The following is a 26381-nucleotide window of genomic DNA, read 5'->3' as shown; positions in this document are numbered from 1 at the left end:
AGCCGGCCGGCTGTCGAAGCCGGCCCCGGCTATTAACGACGCGAAATCAAAAGACCCAGGAGCAGACCGGCCACGCCAGCCAGCCCGATGGCCTGCCATGGATTGTCGTGCACATAGTCGTCAGTCGCACGCGCAGCCTTGCGGCCGCGCTCCATGACCGCATCCTGCGCGTCGTAGAGGGCTTCGCGGGTGCGTCGCAGGGAAGCCATCGCGCGATCGCGCAATTCCGAGGCTTTATCACCCGAACTAGCGGCCGCCTCGCGCAGGAGTTCTTCCGCATCGTTCAAGCTGCTTTTCACGCTGTCGATGAGTTTTTCTTTCGCAGCGTCGTCCGAACGTCGTGTCAGCATAAGAGCTCCTTATGAAGTAAGTCGATGACAAGTTGATCATACCAGCCTGTTACAAAAACCGCAGCAGCGGCGCCAACTGGCTGGCAACTAAATATGAACGGTGGTTTGTAGCGCAAGCCGTCACTTGATACTGGTGATTTCCACCGCGGATTTCAAGCCACCCTGATCGATGTCTTGGCGCATGACCAGGTCCACCTCGGGGCAGAACCAGTCGGTCACCGTGGTATTCATGCCAGGAATCGGCAAGCTCAGGCCTTTAAAGGTCGCCATGGTCGGATCCGTGTCGCGCGTGTAGCGGATCGGCCAGCAGGCTTTGCGACCCAGCGCGGTGTCGATTGACTCGCGCGAACCCACGGTCTTCTCGCCAATGCGCACCACAGTGCTCGGCTGCCCGCCTACCGGAGCTGCCTTGCCGATATTGAGACGATATGTCGCCCCCGGCATGCGCTGCCCCGCTTTGAGCGTTTTGCCGTCATAGGCGAATAACCCGAGCATGCGCAGATCGAACTGCCCATCGCCGGAAGGACGCTCTCCCGCATCGGCGTACCGGACAAAGCTGGCTTGGCCCTGCTTGATTGTCATCAGGTAGTCCAATTTGGACTTGCTGGGCGGCAATCCCGCGTAGCTGAACGTTGCGTCGCCCCGCACACGGGCGCGGCAGTTGGTGGCATCGGTCTTTGAGACGTCCGAGAAGCTCAGATCGGCGCCGAGTTTGAGGTTCCCCGTGCCGGTCAATTGCACGGCGCCGCCGTTGTGCATGAATGGGGCATCGCATACCCCTGCCATGGCGTTGGTCGTCACGCCGGCACAGGCTGCCAGCAGCCATAAAGAAAAGGATTTCGCCGCCACCGGGACTCCAGACTAAAGAAAGAGATAAAGGATGCTACACCGGTTTCCCGAGACGCCGCGTTTCAAGCCGTGTGTAATTCGAGCCGGTTGCAAAGGGGGTTACGGCACGGAACGCGCCAGGGCCGCTGCCTAGGCCGTCGTAGTCCCCACCGGTGCTCCTTTAGCGCTTAATCACTCACAGCTATATCAATCCAAAAAATCAGACGTTGTAGGCAGGATACCGCCTCCCTATGATCGAACCTGTATGCGGGCTCGTCCCGCCAGGCTGATCATTCATGAAGCTTTTCCCCCTATTTGCCGATTTGCAGGGCCGTCGCGTGCTTGTTGTGGGCGGCGGCGAGGTCGCGGCGCGCAAGGTACAGGTACTACTGGAAGCGTCTGCCGATGTGCTGGTCGGCGCGCCGCAGTTCATCCCCGAGCTGGCCGAACTCGCCGCCGAGGGCCGCATCCGCCTGGTCGTGGGTGCGTTTGAGCCGGAATGGCTAGACGATGCCTGGTTGGCCATCGCGGCCACGGATGACCGCGCCGTGAATGCCGCTGTGTCCGCCGCTGCCGAGGCAAGGCGAATCTTCAGCAATGTCGTGGATGATGCCGAACTGTCTGCGTTTCAGGTGCCGGCCATTGTGGATCGATCGCCACTGATCGTCGCGATTTCGTCATCTGGCGTCGCGCCCGTGCTGGCCCGGCGTTTACGCGAACGCATCGAGTCGCTGTTCGATCATTCGTTGGGCACACTTGCTATGCTGGCCGCGCGCCATCGCGCCCGGATCCGCGAGCGCCGCCCCGACTTAAAGCAGCGGCGCCGTTTCTACGACTGGCTCATGGACGGCCCGGTCGCCACGGCGCTGCGGCAACAGCAACCCGCCGAGGCCGAGCGGCTGCTGAAGGCGGAACTGGATCAGCCGCAAGCGTGCAGTCAGGGCAGCGTGGTTCTGGTCGGTGCGGGTCCTGGCGATCCGGGGTTGCTGACGCTCAAGGCACTGCGCGCACTGAACGAGGCCGACGTTATTTTGTACGACCGGCTCGTCAGCCCCGCCGTCATGTCGCTGGCGCGTCGCGATGCGGAGCGCATTCCCGTTGGCAAGCTGCCCGGTGAGGATCACAACGCCACGCAGGCGCGGATCCACGCGTTATTGGTCGAACATGCCCAGGCTGGACAGCGTGTGGTGCGTCTAAAGGGCGGTGACGCGTTTATCTTTGGCCGGGGTGGCGAAGAGCTGGAGCATCTGCGCGCGCACGGCGTGCGTTACGAGGTCGTGCCCGGGATCACCGCCGCGCTGGCCTGCGCGGCCTACGCGGGGATTCCGCTCACCCATCGCGACCATGCGCAGTCGGTGCGTCTGGTGACCGCACATTGCCGTGACGAGGAAGACAACCTGGATTGGACAGGCCTGGCCCGCGCCCATCAGACGCTAGCGTTCTATATGGGCGTGGGACAACTCGAGAATTTGACTGCGCGGCTGATCGGTCACGGCCGCTCGCCAGCCACGCCTTTCGCGTTGATCGAAAACGGCAGCCGGCCACAGCAGCGTGTCATCGCTGGCCGGCTAGACGAGCTGGCCGCCGTGGCGCGTAGCCACGACGTCAAGGCGCCGGCTTTGCTCGTTGTAGGTGAAGTCGCGGCGCTTGCGCGCGAGCTGCATTGGTTCGGCCAATACGAGGAAGGTCGCCGCGTGGCGCTGGCGGCTTAAGGCGCGCCATGACGCGCGCCGAACCCGTTATACCTGCTTCTGCGTGGTGCCAAAAATACGGTCGCCGGCATCGCCCAGGCCCGGCACGATGTAGCCGTCCTCATTAAGGCCCTCATCGATCGACGCGGTGTAGATATTGACGTCGGGGTGACGATCCAGCACGGCCTTGATGCCAACGGGTGCGGCGACCAGCACCAGTGCGCGGATCTCGCGGCAGCCGGCGCGTTTGAGCATATCGATCGTGGCGAGCATCGATCCGCCGGTAGCCAACATCGGGTCAACGATGAGCGCCAGACGCTGATCGAGTTCGCCAACCAGCCGTTCCAGATAGGTGTGGGCCTGCAGGGTTTCCTCGTTACGGGCCACACCGACCACGCTCACCTTCGCGCCGGGAATCAGGCTCAGTACGCCATCGAGCATGCCGATACCGGCGCGCAAAATCGGCACGACGGTAACTTTTTTACCGGCGATTTTTTCGACCTCGACACTGCCACACCAGCCTTCGATGGTGGCAGGCGCCAGCGGCAGGTCCTTGGAAGCCTCATAGGTCAGCAGCGCGCCGACTTCCTGGGACAACTCGCGAAAACTCTTGGTGCTGAGGTCAGCGCGACGCATGATGCCAAGCTTGTGGCGAATCAGCGGGTGACGAATTTCATGCACGGGCATGTGCGAAGGTCTCCAAAAACAGGGGGTGGCGTAGCGGCCAGGGCAATTCCGTGGAATTTTAGCGCGCCCGCAACGGATACGACCGATGCCGCGCGCACGGTACGATTCGCGGGCAGCGGCAAGTACAGCCACTGTGTCGGCTATTTCGACGTCAACCAACCGATCAGCGCATCGTTAAACGCCCGGACCGCCGCTGCCTTGGGATCATTGACCATGCTGACCACGACGTAGCGCTTGCCACTGGCGCCCTGTACATAGCCGGCTACCGCTCGCACGTCGCGCAGCGAACCCGTTTTCAAATGCGCCATGCCCAAGGTTCCATCGTCGCGCAGGCGGCGGCGCATCGTGCCGTCGATCCCGGCGATTGCGAGCGAGGACATGAATTCGGGCATCAACGGAGACTGCCATGCGGCCGTCAGCATCGAGGCCAGACTTTGCGCCGACACCTGGCCATTGCGCGACAGGCCGGAACCATTATCCAGAATCAGTTCCGGCATGCTTAAGCCCTGCGACGCCAGCACCGACTTGGCGACGATTTCGCTGGTCTGCGGCGTGGCGGGTCGAGCGCCGCGCTCGGCGCCCAGCGTGAGCAGCACCGTGCGCGCCATGACATTGTTGCTTTGCTTGTTGATCTGGCGGATCGCTTCGGTCAGAGGCGGGGATTCATGCGAGGCGAGCACGACCGCATCGGCCGGCACCTTGCCCGCGCGGACCTTGCCGGTGAACGAGCCACCCAGTTCGCGCCACAGCAGGCGAAACAGCGCTTCGGCGAGTTCGGGTTGCGACAGCGCCAGGCGATACAGGCTGAATTCGCCACAGGATCCCGCGACGGTGCCTCCTAAACGGATCGTGACGCCCTGCTGGGTCAACACCGGCTCGGTCGTGACCGCAGGGGGCCCCGGGCAGCGCGCGGTACTCCAATTCACCTGTCCCTCCAGCCGCAGCCCCGGCAAGGGAGGATCGATCACGGGAATCCATTTTTGCGCGACAGGGTCCGGGGCGAAGAGCAAGCGCAGTGCGCCAAAGCCCACCATGAACGCGTCCGGGCTGGCGTTATAGGCGCGATCCCCCGCGCCATCGAAAGCGCCGGGGTCAATGGACACGTCGCCAAAAATACTGCGATCAACCACCAGATCGTTGATCATCTTCACGCCACGCAAACGCAGCTCGCGCAAAAGGACCCACAGATCTTTCATCATCAGATACGGATCGCCGCCCGCACGCAGGTAAAGCGGCCCTTTGAGCACGCCATCGGTGTTATAGCGGTCGCCGGGCTCGATCAGAAAGTCGGTGCGCCAGATGTAATTCGGGCCCAGCTCAGACAGCGCCGCCCAGGTGGTGACCAGTTTCATGACCGAGGCCGGATTGCGCGGCTCGTCGGCGTTGATTGCCATCAGGCGCGGGCCACCGAGTTCCTGCACGACGACCGATAGCGCGGAGTCGGGCAAGCCTGATGCCTTCCAGGTGCTGGCGAGCTCGGCGGGCATCGCATCCTGGGCGCGCGCAAACCCTGGAACTATCGCCGCGAAACTCGCGAATAGCACTACGCCCGCCCCCATCCATCGGGTGATGCGCTTTCTGCTCTGGCTGATCCAACTTGTCATGCTTTGCCCGCCGCGATACGAATAAGATCGAAACCGCAAGCATACTCAACCTGCCGATACAATATGCCCCAATCCGCGCCCTCCGCCCTGCTTAGTCGGGCGGCGTCCTGGCGCCTTACCTGAATGTCCTCGCGTGTCCACCACTTTTACCGTTTCCGACTTTGATTACCACCTGCCGCCCGAGCTGATCGCTCAGACGCCCGCGGCGCAGCGCGCCGGCAGCCGTCTCTTGCATCTGGATCCGCAAGGCGCGCTGCATGACCGCCAGTTCCCGGATCTGGCCAGTTTGCTGCGCGCCGGCGATCTGCTGGTGTTTAACGATACCCGCGTGATCAAGGCCCGATTGACCGGGCAGAAAGCCACTGGCGGCAAGGTAGAAGTCCTGGTCGAACGCATCGTGGAACCGAACCGGGCGCTCGCGCACGTGCGGGCGAGCAAATCACCTGGGCCCGGCACGACGCTGCGCCTGGCCGATGCGTTTGACGTCACGGTGCTGGGCCGTGCGGGAGAGTTGTTCGATCTACGCTTTCCCGAACCGGTCCTGAATTTACTCGACGCCCACGGCGCGACACCCCTGCCGCCTTACATCACACACGCGGCCGACGCCACGGACGAAGATCGCTACCAAACGGTTTACGCCCGCGAGCCGGGCGCGGTAGCGGCGCCGACCGCCGGCCTGCATTTTGATGAACCCATGCTGGAACGCCTGGCCCAGCTGGGCGTGGAGCGCGCATTCGTCACCCTGCACGTAGGCGCGGGCACGTTCCAGCCGGTGCGGGTCGAGAACATTTCCGACCACATCATGCACGCGGAGTGGTACACCGTCAGTCAACCGGTGATCGACGCCATCGCCCGGACGCGCGCCCGTGGCGGCCGCGTCATCGCTGTCGGCACGACCAGCGTGCGCGCGCTGGAATCGGCGGCCGCGCAGAATCCCGCCGGTCCGGATGCGCCCTTGACCCCGATTCAAGGAGACACCCGGCTGTTCATCACGCCCGGCTATCAGTACCGCGTGGTGGAAGCCCTGGTCACCAACTTCCACCTGCCGCAATCGACGCTCTTGATGCTGGTGTCGGCGCTGGCGGGTATCGAACCGATCCGCCGCGCCTATGCGCACGCAGTCGCCGAACGCTATCGCTTCTTTAGCTACGGCGATGCGATGTTTATCGAATCCCCTGCTGCCTGATCTCATGACTGGACTGAATTTTGAACTGCTGGCCACCGACGGCCAGGCGCGCCGCGGCCGCATGACGCTGAACCATGGCGTGGTCGAAACACCCATCTTCATGCCGGTAGGCACCTATGGCAGCGTCAAGGCCATGCTGCCGCACGAGCTGAAAGAAGTCGGCTCGCAAATCGTACTGGGTAACACGTTCCATCTGTGGCTGCGCCCGGGCACCGAGATCATGGAGCGCCATGGCGGCCTGCATGGCTTTATGCAGTGGGACAAGCCGATTCTGACCGACTCGGGCGGGTTCCAGGTCTTTAGCCTGCAAGGCATGCGCAAGATCACCGAGGAAGGCGTGAAATTCGCCTCGCCCATTGACGGTGCCAAGTTGTTTCTGACGCCCGAGGAATCCATGCGCATTCAGCGCTCGCTGAACTCGGACATCGTCATGGTCTTCGACGAATGCACGCCCTATCAGATCGAAGGCCGCCCGGCCACGACCGAGGAGGCCGCGCGTTCGATGCGTATGTCGCTGCGCTGGGCCCGCCGCTCGCGCGATGAATTCGACCGGCTGGAAAACCCGAACTCGCTGTTTGGCATCGTGCAGGGCGGCATGTACGAGTCCCTGCGTGACGAATCGCTGGCGGGCCTGACGGATATCGGCTTTCACGGCTACGCGATCGGCGGTCTGTCGGTGGGCGAACCCAAGGAAGACATGATGCGTATCCTGGCGCATGTCACGCCGCGTCTGCCCCAGCACGCCCCGCGTTATCTGATGGGCGTGGGCACACCCGAGGATCTGGTCGAAGGTGTCTCGCGTGGCGTGGACATGTTCGACTGCGTCATGCCGACCCGCAACGCCCGTAACGGCTGGCTATTCACCCGCTACGGCGACGTGAAGATTCGCAACGCCAAATACCGCGACGACACGCGGCCGCTGGACCCCAGCTGCAGCTGCCACACCTGCCAGCATTTCTCGCGGGCCTATTTGCATCACCTGCAGCGCGCCAATGAAATCACTGGCGCGCGTCTGAACACGCTGCACAATTTGCACTTCTATTTGACCATCATGGGCGAGATGCGCGAAGCCATCGCCAGTGGGACGTTCGATGCCTGGCGTGCCAAATTTGCGGCTGACCGGGCACGTGGGATCGATTAGCGAATAACCTCGCTACAATAGTCGGCTTGCCCGGTCCAAGGCTCGCGCGGGGGACGGGCGCCTACAACAACCTTTCATAATTCGACCCGAACCATTCAATCAGGAGATTTTCCATGTCCGTTCTCGATACCGCCGGCGTCATTCTGGCCCAGGCTGCCCCCGAAGGGGGTGGCGCGCTGATGGGCATGCTGCCCATCGTGCTGATGTTCGTGATCCTCTATTTCTTGATGATCCGTCCGCAGATGAAGCGTCAGAAAGAACACCGCAACCTGGTTGCCAACCTGGCCAAGGGCGACGAAGTCCTCACCGCTGGCGGCCTGTTGGGCAAAGTCTCCAAGGTGACCGACACCTACCTCACGCTGGAAGTCGCCGAACTGGCCGACAAGCCCGTGGAAATCCTGGTGCAGAAAACCTCGGTCTCGACCGTGCTGCCCAAGGGAACTATCAAGTCCCTGTAAGTGTCTGACCCGGCCCCCTGTGTTCCAGGGGGCCGTTTTCCGTTACCTCGCATGAACTAGCTGCCAATGAACCGCTATCCTCTCTGGAAGTACATCACGGTGCTGGTCGCGGTCATTATCGGCCTGCTTTATACCCTGCCCAATTTCTACGGCGAGTCCCCCGCCGTGCAGGTGTCGAGCGCCAAGGCCACGATCAAAGTCGACGAAGCCATGCTCGGCCGGATCGACCAGATTCTGACTGCCGGCCATATTGCGCCCGAGAGCGTCTATTACGAACAAAACGGCACGCTGGGCACGATACGCGCCCGCTTCGCGTCGACCGATATTCAGCTCCAGGCGCGTGACCTGCTCGATCGGTCGTTGAACCCGAATCAGGACGACCCGCAATACACCGTGGCGCTTAACCTGCTGCCCGCTTCGCCGCCGTGGATGCGCGCGCTGGGGTGGTTCGAGCCCAAGCCGATGTACCTGGGTCTGGATTTGCGTGGCGGCGTGCACTTCCTACTGCAAGTCGATATGCAGGGCGCGCTGCAAGCCCGCTACGACTCGCTGGCCGCCGACGTGCGCACCACGCTGCGGGATCAAAAAATACCGGCGCAGGGCGTCGAGCGCGTGGGTGACTCCGTCGTTGCCACGTTTGCCACCGCCAGCGAGCGTGATCGTGCCGAGAGCGCATTGCGCGGCCGGCTCGTTGACCTGGAGTTCACGACCGGCGAGGAAAACAATCGCTTCACGCTGACCGGCATGCTGAGTCCCACCGCCGTGGCTCGCGTGCAAGAATCGGCGCTCAAGCAGAACATCAACACCTTGCACAACCGGATTAACGAACTGGGCGTGGCTGAACCGGTGATCCAGCAACAAGGCTCGGATCGCATCATCGTCCAGTTGCCGGGCGTGCAGGATGTGGCCAAGGCCAAGGAACTGCTGGGCCGGACCGCCACCCTGGAAATCCGCATGGTGGACGACTCGCCCGCGGCGCAATCTGCGCTGATGGGCGGCACCGTGCCGTTTGGGCTGGAGCGTTACAACGACCGCGATGGCCGTCCCATTCTGGTGCGCCGTCAGGTCGTGCTCACGGGTGAAAACCTGCAGGACGCCCAGCCGGGCCGCGACTCGCAAACCCAGCAAGCCGCCGTGCACCTGACCCTGGATGGCAAGGGCGCGCGTATTTTCCGCGACATCACGCGCGATAACGTGGGCAAGCGCATGGCCATCTTGCTGTTCGAAAACGGCAAGGGCGAAGTCGTCACCGCCCCGGTCATCCGCAGCGAGATCGCCGGTGGTCAAGTACAGATTTCCGGCAGCATGACCGCCGAGCAAGCCGCCGACACGGCGCTACTGCTGCGCGCGGGCGCCTTGGCCGCCCCGATGTCCATCATCGAAGAGCGCACCATCGGCCCCAGCCTGGGCGCGGAGAACATCGAAAAGGGCTTTGACTCCACGCTGTATGGCTTCCTGGCCATCGTCGTGTTCATCATTCTGTACTACCACTTGTTCGGCGTTTTCTCGGCCATCGGCCTGACGATGAACGTGTTGCTGCTATTGGCGCTGTTGTCGATGCTGCAGGCGACGCTGACGCTGCCGGGTATCGCCGCTATCGCTCTGACGCTCGGTATGGCGATTGACTCAAACGTGCTCATCAACGAGCGGATTCGTGAAGAACTGCGTAACGGCGCCACGCCGCAGCAGGCGATCCATCACGGTTTCGAACGGGCGTGGGGCACGATTCTGGACTCGAACCTCACCACCCTGATCGTGGGCGTGGCGCTGCTGGCGTTTGGTTCCGGTCCGATTCGCGGCTTCGCCGTGGTGCACTGCCTGGGTATTCTGACTTCGATGTTCTCATCGGTGGTCGGCGTGCGCGCGCTGGCTAACTTGTGGTACGGCCGCAAGAAAAAGCTCACCAGCCTGTCGATCGGCACTGTCTGGAAACCCGAGCAGAAACACTGACCTGTGCGGGCGGCTCAGGCTGCCCCACATCGATAAGAATCAAGGCGAAACATGGAATTTTTCCGTATCCATCGCACCATCCCGTTCATGCGCCATGCGCTGGTGCTGAACATCATCAGTCTGGTGACGTTCATCGCGGCGGTGTTTTTCATCATTACTCGCGGCTTTCACCTGTCGATCGAATTCACTGGCGGTACGGTGATGGAGGTCAGCTACGCGCAAACCGCCCAGCTCGACAATGTGCGCTCGGCGGTGTCGGAACTGGGCTATAGCGATTTTCAGGTGCAGAATTTTGGCACCTCGCGCGACGTGATGATCCGCTTGCCGGTCACCGAAGGCCAGACCTCGGCCACGCAGAGCGAGGCTGTCATGGGCGCGCTCAAGGCCGCGGATCCCTCAGCCGAGCTGCGGCGCGTCGAATTCGTGGGTCCGCAAGTCGGTCAGGAGCTGCTGCACAATGGCCTGATGGCGTTGCTGTTCGTGGTGATCGGCATCATGGTCTATCTGGGCTTCCGGTTCGAGTGGAAGTTCGCGGTCGCTGGTGTGATTGCCAACCTGCACGACGTGGTCATCATTCTGGGCTTTTTCGCCTTCTTCCAGTGGGAATTTTCCCTCTCGGTGTTGGCGGGCGTCTTGGCAGTGCTGGGCTACTCGGTCAACGAATCGGTCGTGATCATGGACCGGATCCGCGAGAACTTCCGCAAGTACCGCAAGGCGAACGTGCAAGAGGTGATTAACAGCGCCATTACGCAAACCATTTCGCGAACCATCATCACCCACGGTTCGACGCAGATGATGGTGCTGGCCATGCTGTTTTTCGGCGGCCCGTCGTTGCACTACTTCGCACTGGCACTGACGATCGGGATTTGGTTTGGTATTTACTCCTCGGTCTTCGTGGCAGCCGCATTGGCAATGTGGATGGGCGTCAAGCGCGAGGATCTGGTCAAGCCGGTCAAGAAAGAGGGCGAAGTCGAGGTCGAAGTCGGCTGATCGTTTGCGAGCACATCGCATGAAAAAGGCGCCGGGGCGAAATCCCGGCGCCTTTAATTTTTTCTCTAGATAGCCAATGGACGTGCACCGTCGAACCGCCGCTTCGCCGATTCCATTGCCTGCTTGAGCACTTCAACTGCCTCGGTGTTCCCGCCGTTCACCAAGGTTCTCATAGCGCCCCTGGTAGCGCTACCAGCGAAGATCAACTGCTCCACGGCTGACAATTCGCCGCGCTTAGCAAGAGCCACCAGCGCGTTTTCGCTCGGCGCACCCAGAGACAGAATGTGCCGTAGCACAGAAAGCGTCGTCGAATCCCGGGCCAACTCCTCCAAAGCACCGGCTAAAGTTAAGCTTCCAAATCTCCACTCCTGCACTATGTCTCGTTTTTCCCATTCGGCTAAAGCCGGATCCGAGGACACCCTGATCAACACTTCACGCACGAGAGATTCGTCAATCTCAACAATGGCCTCTACAATGTGGTCATGCCCTTCCTTCGCGGCCAGAAATAGTGCATTCGAAAGTTTTGCTCCAACGAGTTCCAGTACTTTGTAACCGTCGGTATGCGAGAACCCGTCGATCGCCCACATCAGCGCAAGATCAAAGTCTACCTTGGCTTCTTGTTCCAGTATCCTACCGGCTGCCTCGACTTGCTTCTTCTGTATTAGTGTGCCGACAGCAAGCGAAACGTCGGCACCCGCCTCGACCAGCGATGTCACCATACCCATATCATTAATGCTGGCTGCCTGCGCGAGAGCGGACTCGCCTGAGGTCAGGGATGGCATGAATTTTTTTGCGGTCCCCAAGTCTCCATTCTGGATGAGATTAAATAGCACCGGCGTGCATACGTTCTCGAAATCGCTCAAGCGAGCATTCCGCATGGCGCGCAGAAGTTTTTTCGCATCGTTCATTTGGTCCGACTTAACGAGGTCAACGAGCAGCGACTCGGCATCGACCAAACCTGAACGAAGGAGGCTCGAGCATATCTTCTCCCCGTCCGCCCGCCGTGCCGCCTGCTTCAAGAGGCTCTGCGGATCCTTCGCTGCCGTAAGAAGCCAAGCTACAAGCCCAGTTTTACCCTGCGCCACAATGTCCGCTATGGCCTGCAACTGGTCTTCCGAGCTAAGCTTTCCAAAAACTTGTCGCTGGCGCTGCTGGTCCCTAGTTGAAGAGACGTTATTGCCGCCCCCGACGTCAACGCCTGCGGCTTTCAGCGCCAAAACGCGCTTTTCGTCCCCCGACAAGTTAGAGCCAGCAGCCTTAATCATCATAGAGGGTGGGACTCCAGCATCCAGCAACTTTTTCATCGCCCCAACGTGCTCCAAATCTACTAGCGTTTTCAGCGTCCCGTTCGGCACAGTCAGTCCCAGCGACATTATTCCTTTCAAGGTGCTGGCGTCGCAGCGAGTAATAAGCTCTTCCCAAAGTGAACGATTTGACCTTATTTCTGTATTAAATAACGGCGCCATTCGGCTTAGGGTCTTCATATCCCCCTTTTCAGCAAGTTGTATCACTGCACCAGCCACCGTGTCGTTCGTGACGAAGCGCTTTGCAAGACCTAGCACCTGGCTCGCTTTGGATAGATCGCCGCGCTGCACGAGGCCGATGATCGCCTGAGGAAGATCAAGCCCCGATTTAAGCAAAGTCGTCAGCGCATTGCCCTCAAGCGTGCCGTGTGACGCCATGTTCAAGAGTACCCGCGAGCCACTCGCTCCGTGTATCTGGAGTGCTGCGGCAACGTGAGAGTCGCCAGTATGCGCAACGGCGCTCAGTACGTCATGGATGCTATCGGGCTCGAAGGATTGCAAGATGCAGGTGCCCCGCCAGCTTTCTTCCGCGGGGATATTGGCATCGCATAGCTTAGGCAAGGCGAGGTTAAGATCCGCGCCCGCTTCGATTAGCTGTACTGCAATGTTCTCGTGACCATTGCGGGCAGCAGCCAAGAGTGGCGCAATCAAATCTTCCCGCGTACCGGCCCGTAACAATTGGACAACCAGATCGGCATTATCCTGGGGCCCAGCGCAGACATACGTCAATGGCGTATGACCGTGATCATCGCGGGCGTTGACAAGATCTGAGGTCCATTCTGGGCAGCGCTGGAGGAAGTCGCGAGCGACCGCATAACTCTGCGAAGCGGTGGCCAGATGAAGTATATTTTGTCCATTATCGAATACGGCATTAGCGCACGCTTGAGGGTGTTTTGACGAGATCGCCTGGAATTCGGCCAGATTGTTCCGCGTTACTGCCTTCGCTAGCGCGGCGTGTTCAGCGACAGACAACCCACTCGAATCCAGATGTGTTCCGCCGATGCTCGCACTGGAAAGCGAGTTTGATGAGAGTGACGAGATTGGCTTCATAGAGGGGCACCCAGGTTAGGAATTAAGACATTGGCAAGGCCATCGGCCATGTCGACAGTCATCGTGGGTAACTTTGAAGCCACACAAGTTCCGCATTCCCATCAACAACGATGGAACGCTTCGAGGAAGATTGGGATACCGCGGCGGCACACATCTATTGAAAGGCGCCACCGAAAGCGGAACGTATTCCGAATACGCGTGAGCGCGGGCGTCGATCTGGACGCCTGGCTAGACAGGTTGGCGGTGCGGCGCGCTACCGACGCCAGCGCGCGAAAAACATCCAGCGTCGACGGGAGTCGAGCACATACGGCGCGAGGTAATACGCGACCAGAATGCCTATGGCTGCCGCGGCTGTCACGTCAGACAGATAATGATCGCGATTTATCACGCGGCTGATGGCCACCAGCGCCGCAATCAAAAGCGCCGGAATGCGCCAGCGCGGGGCAATTTCGCCAATCGCCGCGGCAACCGCGAAGGCCGTCAGCGTGTGGCTCGACGGAAAGGAGTTGTAGTCATTGCCGCGTGTAAACGGCGCGACCAGGCCATGCCAGCCGTCTTCGATCAACACCTCCGGACGCGTGCGGGCCACCACCTTTTTCAACACCAGGGTAATGAGGCCGCCGACAGCCATGCTGCCCACGACCAAGACGGCGCCGCGCGCCATGCGATCAAAGCCCGCGCGCAGCGGACACGCCCATCCACGACGCAGGCCGATCAGCGACACCACGTAAACCGCCAACGCCGCGAGGATATAGAACTCGCTATCGCCCAGATTACCGATTTTGTCGAAGACCTTATTCACCCCGTCCGAAACATGCTGTTGGATCGCCAGCGTCAGCGGCTGATCGATCCATCGGCTCATCATCAGCAATGCGAGCGCGAGGCACGCCACCAATACCGCACCACCATAGGGCCGCGGCGCAATAGGGGTGTCGGTGGCCAGAGGAACCGAAGCGGTATCCGGAACCGCCGAAGCCCCCGCGGAAGCCTGCGGCGTAGGATCGGGGAGCAAGTCTTGAGGAGACGTCATGAAAGGCAAAGGAAATGTCGAGCCGGGCGCGAGGGCGACATGGTAATCGCCAATTCCGGCGAAACCAAGACCGGATTTGCCCTACGCGGTAAAATGCCCGCTTTCCTTCGCTCATCGCCCCCGGGATCTACACCCGTCACGGCGCACATCATGCAAGAAACCACACTCAAACGTGCCGGCGCGCCCGCGTCGCCTACTCTCCCCGCCACGCCGACGGCAGCCGCCGCGCAAGATGCCGATTCCGGCGCATCCGCTGGCGTACGCAAGCTCTACATCCGTACCTTTGGCTGTCAGATGAACGAGTATGACTCGGACAAGATGGCCGATGTGCTGCGCGGCGACCAGGGGCTCGAGATCACCAACGATCCCGAGCAAGCCGATGTCATTCTGTTCAATACCTGTTCGGTGCGCGAAAAAGCGCAGGAAAAGGTGTTTTCCGATCTGGGCCGCGTCCAGCATCTGAAAAAGATCAACCCCAACCTCGTCATCGGCGTAGGCGGCTGTGTGGCTAGCCAGGAAGGCGAAGCCATCGTCAAGCGCGCGCCCTATGTGGACGTGGTGTTTGGCCCGCAAACGCTGCACCGCCTGCCGGAGCTGATCCAGCGCCGCCGTGCCTCGGGCAAGTCGCAGGTGGACATCAGCTTTCCCGAGATCGAAAAATTCGACGCCCTGCCCCCGCCGCGCGTCGATGGCGCCTCGGCGTTTGTCTCGATCATGGAAGGCTGCAGCAAATACTGCAGCTTCTGTGTCGTGCCCTATACGCGCGGCGCGGAGGTCTCGCGTCCGTTCGACGACGTGCTCGTCGAAGTCGCCGATCTGGCCGATCAAGGTGTCAAGGAAGTCACGCTGCTAGGCCAGAACGTCAACGCTTATCGCGGACCGATGGGCGATACCGGCGAAATCGCGGATTTCGCCATGCTGCTGGAGTATGTGCACGAAATCCCCGGCATCGAGCGTATCCGCTACACGACCTCGCACCCCAAGGAAATGACGCAACGCATGGTGGACGCCTACGCGCGTCTGCCTAAATTGGTGTCGTTCCTGCATTTGCCGGTGCAGGCTGGCAGCGACCGTGTGCTGGCGGCCATGAAGCGCGGCTACACCGCCCTGGAATTCAAGTCTGTCGTGCGCCGCCTGCGCGCCGCGCGCCCCGGACTGACCCTGTCCTCCGACTTCATCGTGGGTTTCCCCGGCGAGACCGAGGAAGATTTCCAGAAAACGATGAAGCTCATTCAAGACGTGGGCTTCGATACCTCGTTCTCGTTTGTCTATTCGCGCCGCCCGGGCACGCCGGCTGCCGATCTGCACGACGATACCCCGCAAGAGGTGAAGTTGCGCCGCCTGCAACAGTTGCAGGCCCTGATCAACCAGCAAGCCGCCGAGATCGCACGATCCATGGTGGGCACGCGCCAGCGTCTGCTGGTCGAAGGCCCATCGCGGCGCGACCCGAATGAACTGATGGGCCGCACCGAAAACAACCGGATCGTGAATTTCCCGGCGCCGTCCCGGCTGATCGGCCAGATGGTGGATGTCATCATCACCGAGGCGTATCCGAACTCTCTCCGCGCCCGCGTCGCCGATGTCGACGGCGTGGACCTCGATGCCACGGCGCTTGCCGCCGTGGCACGCCACTGAACAAGGCCTCGCATGACGAATCCCCGTAGCCGCACCCGACGCACCATGCCGACTATCGTCAACCTCGAGGGCGATAACACCCATCTGGCCAATCTTTGTGGCCCGCTGGATGAAAACCTGCGTCAGCTGGCCGACGGCATGGGCGTGAACCTGTCGCGCCGCGGCAATCGCGTCACGCTGGAAGGCGAACGCGCCGAGCTGGCCGGACGCGCCTTGCAGCGTTTTCACGATCAGGCCGTGCATCGCGCGCTGTCGGTCGATGATATCCAGCTGGGTTTGGTGGAAATGGGCGTGGGCCGCAGCGAAGCCGCTCCGGTCGATCCACGCGGCATTGAACCCAACGCCTTACCCACGACCGCCGAAGAAGGCCACATCGCCCTGCGTACCCGCCGCAGCGATCTGCGCCCGCGCACGCCGCGCCAGCGCGAATACCTGGAAAACATCCTCAAGCACGACATCACGTTCGGCATCGGCCCGGCCGGCACCGGCAAAACCTGGCTGGCCGTCGCTTGCGCCATCGACGCAATGGAACGCGATTCCGTGCAGCGCCTTGTGTTGACCCGCCCAGCCGTCGAGGCCGGTGAACGCCTGGGTTTTCTGCCCGGCGATCTGGCGCAAAAGGTCGACCCGTATCTGCGTCCGCTTTACGACGCGCTCTACGACCTGATGGGCTTTGACAAGGTCCAGCGCCTGTTCGAAAAGCAGACCATCGAGATCGCCCCGCTGGCCTATATGCGTGGCCGTACGCTGAACCACGCTTTTGTGATTTTGGACGAAGCCCAGAACACCACGCCGGAACAGATGAAGATGTTCCTCACGCGTATTGGCTTCGGCAGCAAGGCGGTCATCACCGGCGACCCGTCGCAGGTGGATTTGCCCCGCGGCCAGCAAAGCGGCCTCGCGCACGCCGTCGGTGTGTTGGAAGACGTGCAAGGCATCGCGACGACGCGCTTTACCAGCCGTGACGTGGTGCGCCATCCCTTGGTGGCGCGTATCGTCGATGCCTACGACCGCGCGGCTGAAGAGTCTTAAGTCAGGATCGGCATGCCGCCGAGCCCTGCCCATTTTTATTCATGAACGCTGAACCTGCCCTTCCCGAACTTTCCCTTTCCGTGCAGTACGGTGTCGCCGAGCCGCGCCTGCCTCGCTGGCGACTGCGCCGCTGGGCACGCCGCGCCCTGGACGGCGCCGCTCGCGACGGCCTGATCGACTGTGCGCGCGCCGAATTCAGCCTGCGTCTGGTCGGGCAAGCCGAAGGCCGCAAATTGAACCGCGCCTATCGCGAGAAAGACTACGCCACCAATGTCCTCACCTTCGAATACGGCACCGATCCGCTCGGGACGGCGCGCGGTGACATCGTCATCTGCGTGCCGGTGCTGGTACGCGAGGCGCGCGAGCAAGGCAAAACGCTGCTCGATCACGCGGCGCACCTGACCATACACGGCGTGCTTCACGCGCTGGGCTACGACCACCTCAACGCCCGCGACGCGAAGCGCATGGAGTCGCTGGAGACGGCCATTCTGGCCGACATGCGCATCGCCGATCCCTACGCCTGAGGGCGAGGTATACAAATTTCCGACCAAATTCGGTTATCCTGAAGCATCTTTAACTTGTCCGACGGGACGATGTCCGACCCTTACCCTACTACCGAGGCGCACGCGTCGCGCGCGCCCAAGCCCACTAAATCCCTGTTAGACCGCATGCTGGCGCTCGTGCGACGACGCGAGCCCGAGGACCGCGAAGGCATTAAAGCCGTCCTGGATGCCGCGCATGACCGGCACCTGCTCGATGTTGAAGCCTATGGCATGATCAAGGGCGCGCTGGCCGTGTCCGAGCGTACCGTTGCCGACATCATGGTGCCGCGTTCGCGCATGGATTTGCTCGACGTGTCGCTGTCGGTGCCGCAATTGGTGGCCCTGATAATCGACGCCGGCCACTCCCGCTTTCCCGTCTACGAAGACGATCGCGACAACATCATCGGTATTTTGCTCGCCAAGGATCTGCTGCGCAGCATGCTGGATCCGAGCATCGAGCTGCGTTCGCTGGTACGCCCGGCCGTGTTCATTCCTGAAACCAAGCGCCTGAACGTGTTGCTGCGCGAGTTCCGCGCCAGCCACAACCATCTGGCGATTGTGATTGACGAACATGGTGGCATCTCCGGCCTGGTCACTATGGAAGATGTCCTCGAGCAGATCGTCGGCGACATCGAAGACGAATTCGACGAGGAAGACGAACAAAGCATCTTCCCCGAGGGCGAGAACCAATGGCGCCTGATGGCTGCCACAGAGATCAGTCACTTCAACGAAGCCTTCCAAACCGATCTGCCCGACGACGAATATGACAGCGTTGGCGGATGGGTGGGTGGCCAACTCGGGCGCATCCCGCGCCGCGGCGACAGCGCCACGCATGGCGACATCGTGATCGAAGTCATCCGCGCGGACGCCCGCCGGGCTTTGTGGTTGCGCGCCAAGCGTAACCCGGCCGCGCACGCCAATGGCACCGATAACGGCGCATCTTCCAACACTTGATCGTGACTCGCCTTTGCGGCGAGGCCGTTCGGAGCCTCTGATGACGTTTGGCCGCGCCCCTCGCTGGGCTCTTGTGGGTTTGGTCGCGGCGGGCGCCGTGCATGCCATGACGTTTGCGCCGGGACCACTGCCGGTGTGGTCGCTCGCGCTCGTGGAAATCCTCACGCTGGCTTGTCTGGCGTATACCTCCATGCAGGCACCTCGGGTCGCGACGGCGTTTCTGCGGGGGTGGGTATTCAATTTCGCCAGCTATTCGTTGGGGTTGTACTGGATCTTCGTCAGCCTGCATCACTATGGCGGCCTGGCCGCGCCATTGGCGGTGGCGGGTGTATTGGCGTTGGCGGCTTTTCTGGCGCTCTTTCCCGCAGTCGCATGTGCGCTCGCGCGATGGCTGACTCCGCCGCTGCCCAGTGGCGAGGACGCACCCTCGTCGTGGCCTCGCGTGTTGATGGCGCCGCTCTGCTTTGCCGCGGCGTGGGGATTGCTGGAATGGTTGCGGGCCACGGTGCTGACCGGGTTCCCTTGGCTGAACATCGGGTATGCGCATGTCGATAGTCCGATTGCAGGATGGGCGCCGGTGCTGGGCGTGCATGGCATGGCGTTTTTTGCGGCCTTTGCCGCGGCGGCACTGGCCGGGTTATGGCGCCCTCAGAGTCTGAAAACAGACCGCCCCGATGTGCCGCGCAATCTGGTTTGTGCGCTTGCGCTGCTGCTGGTGTTAGCGGGCTGGCCCCTGGCGAATATCACGTGGTCGCGCCCCACGGGCGAGCCGCTGCGGGTGCGCCTGGTGCAAGGCAATGTCGAGCAATCGCAGAAGTTTGATCCCCAGCTATTGGAATCTGGCATTCAGCGCCACCTGGAATTGGCCGCGCTGCCCACCCCCGCGGCGCAGCTGATCATCCTGCCAGAAACTGTTCTGCCCATCTTTCAGGACCGGCTCGATCCCGCGATATGGCAAGCTTGGCGCAGCATTGCGGCCCGACACACGGCCGTTATTGCCATGGGGGTGCCATTACGCACGCGTGGTGCGGATGGGCGTGACAGCTTTACCAATAGCGTGATTGGTTTTACGGCGGAAACGCCGCTCGAGCAGCTGCGTTCGGGCACGCCCGCGCTGCGTTACGACAAGCAGCACCTCGTGCCTTGGGGCGAATACGTGCCTCCCGGGTTCCGCTGGTTTATCGACATGCTCAACATCCCCTTGGGGGATTTCGACCGCGGTGCCGAGCGCCAGCCGCCCTTTCACGTGGGCGATCAATATGTGGCGTTCAACATCTGCTACGAAGACCTGTTCGGCATCGAGCTGCTGCCCGCACTGCACCCCAGCGACAATGGCGAGCCGGGAGCCACGATTCTGGCCAATGTGAGCAATCTAGGCTGGTTCGGCAACACCTGGGCGCTGCGCCAGCATCTACAGATCGGCCGACTGCGCACGCTGGAAACGGCACGTCCGATGTTGGCTGCGACGAACACTGGCATTACCGCCGCCATCGATGCTCAAGGCCAGGTGGCGGCACAGCTGCCCCCGCACCAGGCGGGTATCCTGCCCGTCTCCGTGCAAGGCATGACTGGCCTCACGCCCTATGCGCGTTGGGGCGACAAGCCGGTGCTGGGCATATTGGCTTTGATCCTCGTCGTGGCGGGGATCGCACGTCGCAGGCAAAGAAATTTATAAATTTTCCGCCATTGACTTGCACACAAAAAAAAACTCGTGCATAATCTCGTTTCTTCGCCAACGGCACTAAACAAACGCCGCAACGACAGAGTTAACACCTCCAAATTGCAGCCTTGTTTTAGCGAAAACGGGGGTATAGCTCAGCTGGGAGAGCGCTTGCATGGCATGCAAGAGGTCAGCGGTTCGATCCCGCTTACCTCCACCAGTCGAAAGCGAAGTTGCAGTACAGTTAGTCCAAGTCCCCTTCGTCTAGAGGCCTAGGACATCACCCTTTCACGGTGAGTACAGGGGTTCGAATCCCCTAGGGGACGCCAACTTTTTAGTTGGTTGCAGTAAATGTAGTACCGCTGCGGAGCGGTAGTTCAGTTGGTTAGAATACCGGCCTGTCACGCCGGGGGTCGCGGGTTCGAGCCCCGTCCGCTCCGCCAAAATTCTAGGGCCAGCGCGCTAATGCCGCTGGCCCTTCGCAGTAACGGAAGTTTGGGGGTATAGCTCAGCTGGGAGAGCGCTTGCATGGCATGCAAGAGGTCAGCGGTTCGATCCCGCTTACCTCCACCAGTTTTGTAGTCCGAGTCCCCTTCGTCTAGAGGCCTAGGACATCACCCTTTCACGGTGAGTACAGGGGTTCGAATCCCCTAGGGGACGCCAACTTTTAGTTGGTTGCAGTAAATGTAATACCGCTGCGGAGCGGTAGTTCAGTTGGTTAGAATACCGGCCTGTCACGCCGGGGGTCGCGGGTTCGAGCCCCGTCCGCTCCGCCAAATAATTCCGAAAAAAAGCACTTACCTCGTAAGTGCTTTTTTTTTCGCCTGCTGTCTGCCTTCTGTCTCAGTAGCCAGTAGCCAGTAGCCAGTAGCCACCATAAATTTTTCTTTAAACAGAAAATTTTCGCTATAGTTACCGCGACCTTACCTCAATGGACGACGCGGCGCGATGGCATACGATTCAGGCATTCAGGCATATGTAGAACAAGCACGGCAGACGCTGGGCAACATGGCGGGATTGAAGATCACGCTCAGCCAACGCCGCACGCGAGCGGATCAGTATGCCGCCTTGGTGCGCGAGCCCTACCCGGCGTTTCTCGAAGTCTCGGATACCTATATCGTTAAACCGGGTTATGAAATTCCGGTGCGTATCTACCGCCCGAAGCGCTCCGGCCCGCTGCCCACGATTGTCTACCTGCATGGCGGCAGTTTTGTCGCCGGAAGCCCGCAGGGACATGATTTCATCACCGCGAGCCTGGCATGCAATACCGGCGCGCAGGTGTTGAGCGTGCATTACCGGCGCGCACCCGAGAACCCCTACCCCGCGCCCACACAGGATGCCTATGATGCTTTGTGCTGGGCACTGGAAGAGGCCGAACTGCTCAATGTCGATCCCGAGCGTATCGCGGTGGCGGGCGACAGCGCGGGCGGCAACCTTGCAGCGGCATGCGCATTGATGGCGCGAGACAAGAACGGACCGGCGCTGCGTATGCAAGCGTTGATTTACCCGACGCTGGATGCCGACCTGGATACGCCCAGCTATCTGAACAACACAGAAGACGCATTCCTGACGCGGGATGCGATGACGTTCGCGTTGAATGCGTTCCTGGAAAACGATTTGAGCACGCAGGATGGGTATGCGCTACCTATGCGTGCGGCGGATCATTCGCGCCTGCCGCCTGCGTTTATGCTGTTGGCCGATCATGACCCCTTGCTGGACGATGGCTTGCGTTATGCAGAAAAGCTGAGGGCGGCCGGGACCGATGCGCAGACACGTGTCGGCAAAGGAATGATCCATGGATTCCTGCGTGCACGTCGATTCAGCGAAGTCGCAGAATCCGAATTCCAAGCGCTATGCGATGCATTGCGCAAGGCATTGAATCTGCCCGAGCCCGCGCAACGCTGGTGACGTTTTCACAGAATTTGCGAGCCTGCGCAGCGCTGGCAACTCGCTCGCGATTCGCTTTACCCACGTAGCGCTGGTCGCACGTTCGCGTTCACAGGTGCCGGCCGGCGGCCGGCTCGTGGGCAATGATCCACATCAGGCTCGCCGGCTCCTCGTACGGATTACTGAAGGTATGCGGTGTCGCTCCATCGAATTGAAAGCTATCACCCGCGCGCAGCTGCAAGACCTTGCCTGCCAGCGTCAATTCGAACGCGCCTGCTAGCACCAAGCCGCCCTTTTCTGCCGGATAGCTCAAGGGCGAAGGCCCGGAGGTGCCACCGGGTTGGATGTTCAACACCATGAACTGCAACCGCTGGCCGGCAGGCGGCGAGAGCATCTCTTTGGTCATCAGCGGCGTGCCAAACTGCACCGCACGCCGGGATGTTGCATGGCGCACGTGATGGGCCAGATCATCCTGCGAAATCTTGGCATCGCCCTCGCCATCCGCATCGAACAATGCGCTCAACGGCACATCCAGCGCCTGCTGGATGCGCATCAAGGTTTTTAACGAAGGATTTCCCAGATCGCGTTCGATCTGGCTCAGCATGCCTATGGCGACCCCGGATGTGGACGATAAGGCCTGCAACGAAATGTGCTTGTTCTTCCGTATGCGACGGATGGCCTGTCCGATAGAGCCGGTGTCGTCCTGTGTCATATGCGTGTTGTGGCCAGGTTCAGGATTTGGGCTTCAAGCCCATGTTGTCGAGAATCGGCAACCAGTTCGCATAGTCTACTTCGAAGAGCTGCTTGGCATCGGCCAGCGTACCGGGCATCGGGATCAGGCCCAGCTGGCGCAGTTTGGCCTGGAACTCCGGGTCCGACACGGCGGAGTTCACCGCATCGTGAATCTTGGCCTCGACTTCCGGAGGTGTGCCCGCAGGCACGAAGATCCCTTGCCAGGGCTGCAGCATATGCTTGACGACATCCGCCATTCCGGCTTCGGCGACGGTGGGCACATCGGGCAGTTCCTCGAGGCGGTTTTCGCTGAACACGGCCAGCGCACGGATCTTGCCGCCCTTGACCAGTTCTTTGACCACGGGCGGCGTATCGACGAGGTAGGCGTTACGGCCTTCGACCAGATCCACCAAGGCGGGAGAGCTGCCGCGATACGGGACGTGCACGACGTCCGCGCCGATGGCGTTGGCGAAGTATTGCGACGTGATGTGGCCCGAGGTGCCCGTGCCGGCGGAGCTGAAGTTGTACTTACCGGGCGACTTCTTCAGATATTCGGCAAAGCTCTTCAAATCGGTGGCCGGCGACGTCGCGGGCACCACTAACACCAGCGGCACTTTCGAGATCAGCGCGACCGAAGAAAAGCTGTTGACCGGGTCGTAGGGCAACTCCGGCGCGGTGCCGGCCAATAGCACCTGGGTCGACATGCCGCCTAATAGCATCGTGTAACCGTCGGGCTTGGCGCGCGCCACGGCCTGATTACCCACCATGCCGCCCGCGCCAGTACGGTTTTCGACGATGACCGGCTGCCCGAGCTTGGTGGAGATTTTCTCGGCGATCTGCCGCCCCACGATGTCGGAATTTCCGCCGGTGGGGAAAGGCACGACCAGAGTCACCGGACGGTCCGGATAATCAGCGTATGCGGTGGCGCTGACGCATACCAGCGCGGCAGGTACAACGCGCGCGAGCGCGCGGGCAAACCGGGTAGACAAGGAGCGGAGCATGTGGTTTCTCGTAGTGGGTGAAGGAATTTTTCTATATATCGAAAAATCGTAAAACGAACCTTCGCCAATTTCGAAACTTCACGCTATTCGGGATAGCCCCAGCTTGTCGCCCCCGCTGGCACACGCAGGAGGGCAATCCGCCCCCGCCTGTCGGTCAGGCCTCAGCGGCGGGCAGCAGCACGTAGACCTTGCGTACCGTCTCTTGGATTTCCCAGACGCCTTGGGTCAGCGGCGACATCATGATGGTGTCTCCGGCTTGGAACACGGTGGCTTCGCCGTTGTCGGAGGTAAAGACGCCTTTGCCAGACAAGATATGCATCACCTCGGCCGATTTCACCTCGCGGCGGAACTTACCGGGTGAGCATTCCCAGATGCCCTGCCCCAGTGATGACGCGCCCGCGATATCGAACTCGCGCAGGCGCAATTGGCAGGCCGGTTCGGATAGCGGTTTTCCAACCGGGCCAATCGGCTCGATATCCGAGATGTCAGCGGTTTGTGCAACGTGTATAACAGCCATAGAAGCTCCATGAGTGGCGACCAGCGCGGGTTAGCTGGATACTGGCCGCGCCGATTATTACCGACTTCGAGATATGCGTGCAGATCAAAACGGTTGAAAAGGTGAGCTATGACGCCAGAACCGCCTCCACCACCCGGTGTACCGCGCGCACCGCCGCGTCTTCCGCGCGTGGCGGATAGGTCACCAGATTGATTGTGCGCGTGATGGGGGGATCGACGATTGGCGTGATCGCCAGCTCACCATGAGCGATTTCATCGCCCACGGAATGCGCCGACAGGATGCTCTGACCTTTACCCGCGGACACGAGCTTTTTGATGGCGTATGTGGAATCCACATCCAACATGACCGTGGGCGCGCGGCCCAGGTTTTCCGAGAACGTACGCTCGACCATCAGACGCAGCGTCTGGGGAAATGCCGGCAACAGTAATGGCAGATCGGCGATATCCGCCAGAGACACGGTGTCCGGTAGCGTGTGTTTAAACGCGGGGTCGGAGACCAGATATAAATCTTCCTTGCCCAGATGATGCACTGCCAGTGGTGTATTGCCCGGTACGTCGTAGACCACGGCCAGATCGACGCGGCCGCTTTGTGCCCATTCGAGCAGCGTGCCGCTCATATGTTCGGTCAGCGTCAGGCGAATATGGGGATACAGACTGGCTGCTTGTTCCAGGACCGCGACGCAGAATTTGGTATTGACCGCCGTGGACATCGCCAACGTCACGCGGCCTCTGGGACTGACATCCGAGGATTTGAAATCATCGTGGACGGAATCGACGCGGCGCAATATTTCCACCGCGTGGGCTTTGAGATGATGACCGGCGGCCGTTAGCTCAATACCGCGCGGCAGGCGGTGAAAAAGTACCTGTCCGAGCTCATCCTCGAGCTGACGCAGCCGTTGCGAGATCGCCGGCTGCGCGACATGAATCTGCGCCGCGGCGCCCGATATGCTGCCGCAACGAATGACGGCCAAGAAATAGCGCAACTGCGTCAATGTCATGCATCGTCCCCTCGCCCGGCCATATATAAAGATATATACAACCCATATTTTTATACTATTTTACCTATAACAAAATCGGTCCAAAAATAGCCGGATAACTTTAGAGGGGACAACCACCATGTTTATCAAACGTCTGGCCATTTCGGCCGTTGCCGCAGCAACTTTCAGTCTGGGGGGCGCAGGCGCCCATGCTGCTTATCCTGACAAGCCCGTCACCGTGATCGTGCCGCAATCACCGGGCGGCACCAACGATATCGTGGCGCGCCTGATATCCGACAAACTGGCACAAAAGCTTGGCCAGCCCTTCGTGGTGCAGAACAAGCCGGGCGCGGGCGGCAATATTGGTACTGCTCAGACGGCGCGTGAGGCGCCAGATGGTTATACCGTGCTGTTCACGGTGAGCAGCGCGCAGGCGATCAATCCGGCGCTGTACAAGGATCCGGGCTTTGATCCCGTCAAGGACTTTGCGCCTGTGGCGGCAGTGGGCACCGTACCAAACGTGTTGATTGTTCACCCCTCGTTTCCCGCCAATACGCTGGAAGAGTTCATCAAGGTCATAAAGGCCAATCCCGGCAAATATCAGTATGCCTCGGCCGGCAACGGCACGCTGAACCACCTGCTAGGCGCGATGCTGGATGAGAAAGGCGGCTTGAAGCTTCAGCATATTCCCTATCGTGGGGTGGCGCCGGCGATGACCGATGTGCTGGGCGGTCAGGTGCCGATGTTTTTTGCCAGCCTGCCCTCCTCGATCGCGACGATCAAATCCGGCAAGCTGCGCGCATTGGGTGTAAGCACCAAGGATCGCAACCCCGCGCTGCCCGATGTGCCCGCGATCGGCGAACAAATCCCAGGCTTTGCCGGCGAATTGTGGATCGCCATGTATGTGCCCAAGAACACCCCTAAAGACGTCATCGACACCCTGTATAAGGCTACCCAGGATGTACTGGCCGACCCAGACGTGAAGAAGAAATACGCCGAGCTGGGCGTTGAGATGCTCACCGATGATCCGGAGCAGCTCGCGAAGCGCCAGCAAGCCGATCTGGAGCTGTGGGGCAACATTGTCAAGTCCACGGGCGCGCAGTTGAACTGAGTCCGTATTCTCCATTCCGCAACACCGTCGCGCGTCCCCTTCTTTCCATATTGGCTGGAATCCGG

At 60.9% G+C, this 26381-nt stretch carries 23 protein-coding genes and 6 tRNA genes; 19 read left to right on the top strand and 10 right to left on the bottom strand.

The window, feature by feature from the left end; translation table 11 throughout:
• Positions 1-32: 32 nt before the first annotated feature.
• The gene (locus GOQ28_RS11500; RefSeq protein WP_160349321.1) at positions 33-350 is read right to left on the bottom strand and encodes a DUF883 family protein; all 318 of its coding nucleotides are present in this window, start codon (positions 348-350) and stop codon (positions 33-35) included.
• A 120-nt stretch (positions 351-470) separates the two neighbouring features.
• Positions 471-1136 carry a hypothetical protein gene (locus GOQ28_RS11495; RefSeq protein WP_160356621.1) on the bottom strand — a complete coding sequence of 222 codons (666 nt, stop codon included), beginning with the start codon at positions 1134-1136 and terminating at the stop codon, positions 471-473.
• A gap of 338 nt (positions 1137-1474) precedes the next feature.
• Here GOQ28_RS11495 and cysG point away from each other — a divergent pair, with 338 nt between their 5' ends.
• Positions 1475-2890 carry a siroheme synthase CysG gene (gene cysG / locus GOQ28_RS11490; RefSeq protein WP_160356538.1) on the top strand — a complete coding sequence of 472 codons (1416 nt, stop codon included), beginning with the start codon at positions 1475-1477 and terminating at the stop codon, positions 2888-2890.
• A 27-nt stretch (positions 2891-2917) separates the two neighbouring features.
• Here the strand turns inward: cysG and upp are convergent, their stop codons facing one another.
• Both upp and dacB read right to left on the bottom strand, forming a co-directional pair.
• Positions 2918-3556: a uracil phosphoribosyltransferase gene (gene upp / locus GOQ28_RS11485; RefSeq protein ID WP_160349323.1), complete on the bottom strand. Its 639-nt coding sequence runs from the start codon at positions 3554-3556 to the stop codon at positions 2918-2920.
• A 140-nt stretch (positions 3557-3696) separates the two neighbouring features.
• Complete coding sequence (gene dacB / locus GOQ28_RS11480) at positions 3697-5160, bottom strand: D-alanyl-D-alanine carboxypeptidase/D-alanyl-D-alanine endopeptidase (protein ID WP_442862099.1); 1464 nt, start codon at positions 5158-5160, stop codon at positions 3697-3699.
• A 133-nt stretch (positions 5161-5293) separates the two neighbouring features.
• On the opposite strand from dacB, the gene queA reads away from it, so the two are divergent.
• The 5 genes from queA to secF all read left to right on the top strand — a co-directional run bounded on the left by queA (position 5294) and on the right by secF (position 10885).
• Complete coding sequence (gene queA / locus GOQ28_RS11475; RefSeq protein WP_160356537.1) at positions 5294-6346, top strand: tRNA preQ1(34) S-adenosylmethionine ribosyltransferase-isomerase QueA; 1053 nt, start codon at positions 5294-5296, stop codon at positions 6344-6346.
• A gap of 4 nt (positions 6347-6350) precedes the next feature.
• Complete coding sequence (gene tgt, locus GOQ28_RS11470; RefSeq protein ID WP_160356536.1) at positions 6351-7487, top strand: tRNA guanosine(34) transglycosylase Tgt; 1137 nt, start codon at positions 6351-6353, stop codon at positions 7485-7487.
• Positions 7488-7600: 113 nt separating this feature from the next.
• Complete coding sequence (yajC, locus tag GOQ28_RS11465; protein ID WP_160349326.1) at positions 7601-7945, top strand: preprotein translocase subunit YajC; 345 nt, start codon at positions 7601-7603, stop codon at positions 7943-7945.
• A gap of 66 nt (positions 7946-8011) precedes the next feature.
• Positions 8012-9895, top strand: a complete 1884-nt coding sequence (secD, locus tag GOQ28_RS11460) for a protein translocase subunit SecD (RefSeq protein ID WP_160356535.1) — start codon at positions 8012-8014, stop codon at positions 9893-9895.
• A gap of 51 nt (positions 9896-9946) precedes the next feature.
• Positions 9947-10885 carry a protein translocase subunit SecF gene (gene secF, locus GOQ28_RS11455; RefSeq protein WP_160356534.1) on the top strand — a complete coding sequence of 313 codons (939 nt, stop codon included), beginning with the start codon at positions 9947-9949 and terminating at the stop codon, positions 10883-10885.
• A 65-nt stretch (positions 10886-10950) separates the two neighbouring features.
• Here the strand turns inward: secF and GOQ28_RS11450 are convergent, their stop codons facing one another.
• Both GOQ28_RS11450 and GOQ28_RS11445 read right to left on the bottom strand, forming a co-directional pair.
• Positions 10951-13239 (bottom strand): ankyrin repeat domain-containing protein, encoded by a 2289-nt coding sequence (locus GOQ28_RS11450; RefSeq protein WP_160356533.1) that lies wholly within the window; start codon positions 13237-13239, stop codon positions 10951-10953.
• Positions 13240-13492: 253 nt separating this feature from the next.
• Positions 13493-14269: a phosphatase PAP2 family protein gene (locus GOQ28_RS11445; protein ID WP_160356532.1), complete on the bottom strand. Its 777-nt coding sequence runs from the start codon at positions 14267-14269 to the stop codon at positions 13493-13495.
• 150 nt (positions 14270-14419) lie between these two features.
• Between GOQ28_RS11445 and miaB the strand changes: the two genes are divergently transcribed.
• The 12 genes from miaB (at position 14420) to GOQ28_RS11385 (ending at position 22000) form a co-directional block, all read left to right on the top strand.
• The gene (gene miaB, locus GOQ28_RS11440) at positions 14420-15904 is read left to right on the top strand and encodes a tRNA (N6-isopentenyl adenosine(37)-C2)-methylthiotransferase MiaB (protein ID WP_160356531.1); all 1485 of its coding nucleotides are present in this window, start codon (positions 14420-14422) and stop codon (positions 15902-15904) included.
• Positions 15905-15916: 12 nt separating this feature from the next.
• Positions 15917-16936, top strand: a complete 1020-nt coding sequence (locus GOQ28_RS11435) for a PhoH family protein (protein ID WP_160356530.1) — start codon at positions 15917-15919, stop codon at positions 16934-16936.
• 41 nt (positions 16937-16977) lie between these two features.
• Positions 16978-17460 (top strand): rRNA maturation RNase YbeY, encoded by a 483-nt coding sequence (ybeY, locus tag GOQ28_RS11430; RefSeq protein ID WP_160349333.1) that lies wholly within the window; start codon positions 16978-16980, stop codon positions 17458-17460.
• Positions 17461-17529: 69 nt separating this feature from the next.
• A complete protein-coding gene (locus tag GOQ28_RS11425) occupies positions 17530-18432 on the top strand; it encodes an HlyC/CorC family transporter (RefSeq protein ID WP_160356529.1) in 903 nt (300 codons plus the stop codon).
• A 37-nt stretch (positions 18433-18469) separates the two neighbouring features.
• Positions 18470-20107 (top strand): apolipoprotein N-acyltransferase, encoded by a 1638-nt coding sequence (gene lnt / locus GOQ28_RS11420; protein ID WP_442862101.1) that lies wholly within the window; start codon positions 18470-18472, stop codon positions 20105-20107.
• A 129-nt stretch (positions 20108-20236) separates the two neighbouring features.
• Positions 20237-20312 (top strand) — tRNA-Ala (locus tag GOQ28_RS11415).
• A 33-nt stretch (positions 20313-20345) separates the two neighbouring features.
• A tRNA-Glu gene (locus GOQ28_RS11410) sits at positions 20346-20421 on the top strand.
• Positions 20422-20458: 37 nt separating this feature from the next.
• Positions 20459-20535, top strand: a tRNA-Asp gene (locus GOQ28_RS11405).
• Positions 20536-20589: 54 nt separating this feature from the next.
• Positions 20590-20665 (top strand) — tRNA-Ala (locus GOQ28_RS11400).
• A gap of 14 nt (positions 20666-20679) precedes the next feature.
• Positions 20680-20755: transfer RNA gene (locus GOQ28_RS11395), tRNA-Glu, on the top strand.
• A gap of 36 nt (positions 20756-20791) precedes the next feature.
• Positions 20792-20868: transfer RNA gene (locus GOQ28_RS11390), tRNA-Asp, on the top strand.
• 172 nt (positions 20869-21040) lie between these two features.
• Positions 21041-22000, top strand: coding sequence for an alpha/beta hydrolase (locus GOQ28_RS11385; RefSeq protein ID WP_160356527.1), 960 nt, complete (start codon positions 21041-21043; stop codon positions 21998-22000).
• An 88-nt stretch (positions 22001-22088) separates the two neighbouring features.
• Here the strand turns inward: GOQ28_RS11385 and GOQ28_RS11380 are convergent, their stop codons facing one another.
• The 4 genes from GOQ28_RS11380 to GOQ28_RS11365 form a co-directional block, all read right to left on the bottom strand.
• Positions 22089-22691, bottom strand: coding sequence for a cupin domain-containing protein (locus GOQ28_RS11380; RefSeq protein ID WP_160356526.1), 603 nt, complete (start codon positions 22689-22691; stop codon positions 22089-22091).
• Positions 22692-22710: 19 nt separating this feature from the next.
• Entirely contained in the window at positions 22711-23712 is a 1002-nt protein-coding gene (locus tag GOQ28_RS11375; protein ID WP_160356525.1) for a tripartite tricarboxylate transporter substrate binding protein BugE, read from the bottom strand.
• A 154-nt stretch (positions 23713-23866) separates the two neighbouring features.
• Positions 23867-24229 (bottom strand): cupin domain-containing protein, encoded by a 363-nt coding sequence (locus GOQ28_RS11370; RefSeq protein ID WP_160356524.1) that lies wholly within the window; start codon positions 24227-24229, stop codon positions 23867-23869.
• Between the two features lie 106 nt (positions 24230-24335).
• The gene (locus GOQ28_RS11365) at positions 24336-25226 is read right to left on the bottom strand and encodes a LysR family transcriptional regulator (protein ID WP_160356523.1); all 891 of its coding nucleotides are present in this window, start codon (positions 25224-25226) and stop codon (positions 24336-24338) included.
• A gap of 118 nt (positions 25227-25344) precedes the next feature.
• On the opposite strand from GOQ28_RS11365, the gene GOQ28_RS11360 reads away from it, so the two are divergent.
• Positions 25345-26316, top strand: coding sequence for a Bug family tripartite tricarboxylate transporter substrate binding protein (locus GOQ28_RS11360; RefSeq protein WP_160356522.1), 972 nt, complete (start codon positions 25345-25347; stop codon positions 26314-26316).
• Positions 26317-26381: the final 65 nt, after the last annotated feature.

This window comes from Bordetella sp. 02P26C-1, from assembly GCF_009763255.1.
Lineage (GTDB): Bacteria > Pseudomonadota > Gammaproteobacteria > Burkholderiales > Burkholderiaceae_B > Bordetella_A.
This window is presented reverse-complemented; position numbering and strand designations above follow the sequence as displayed.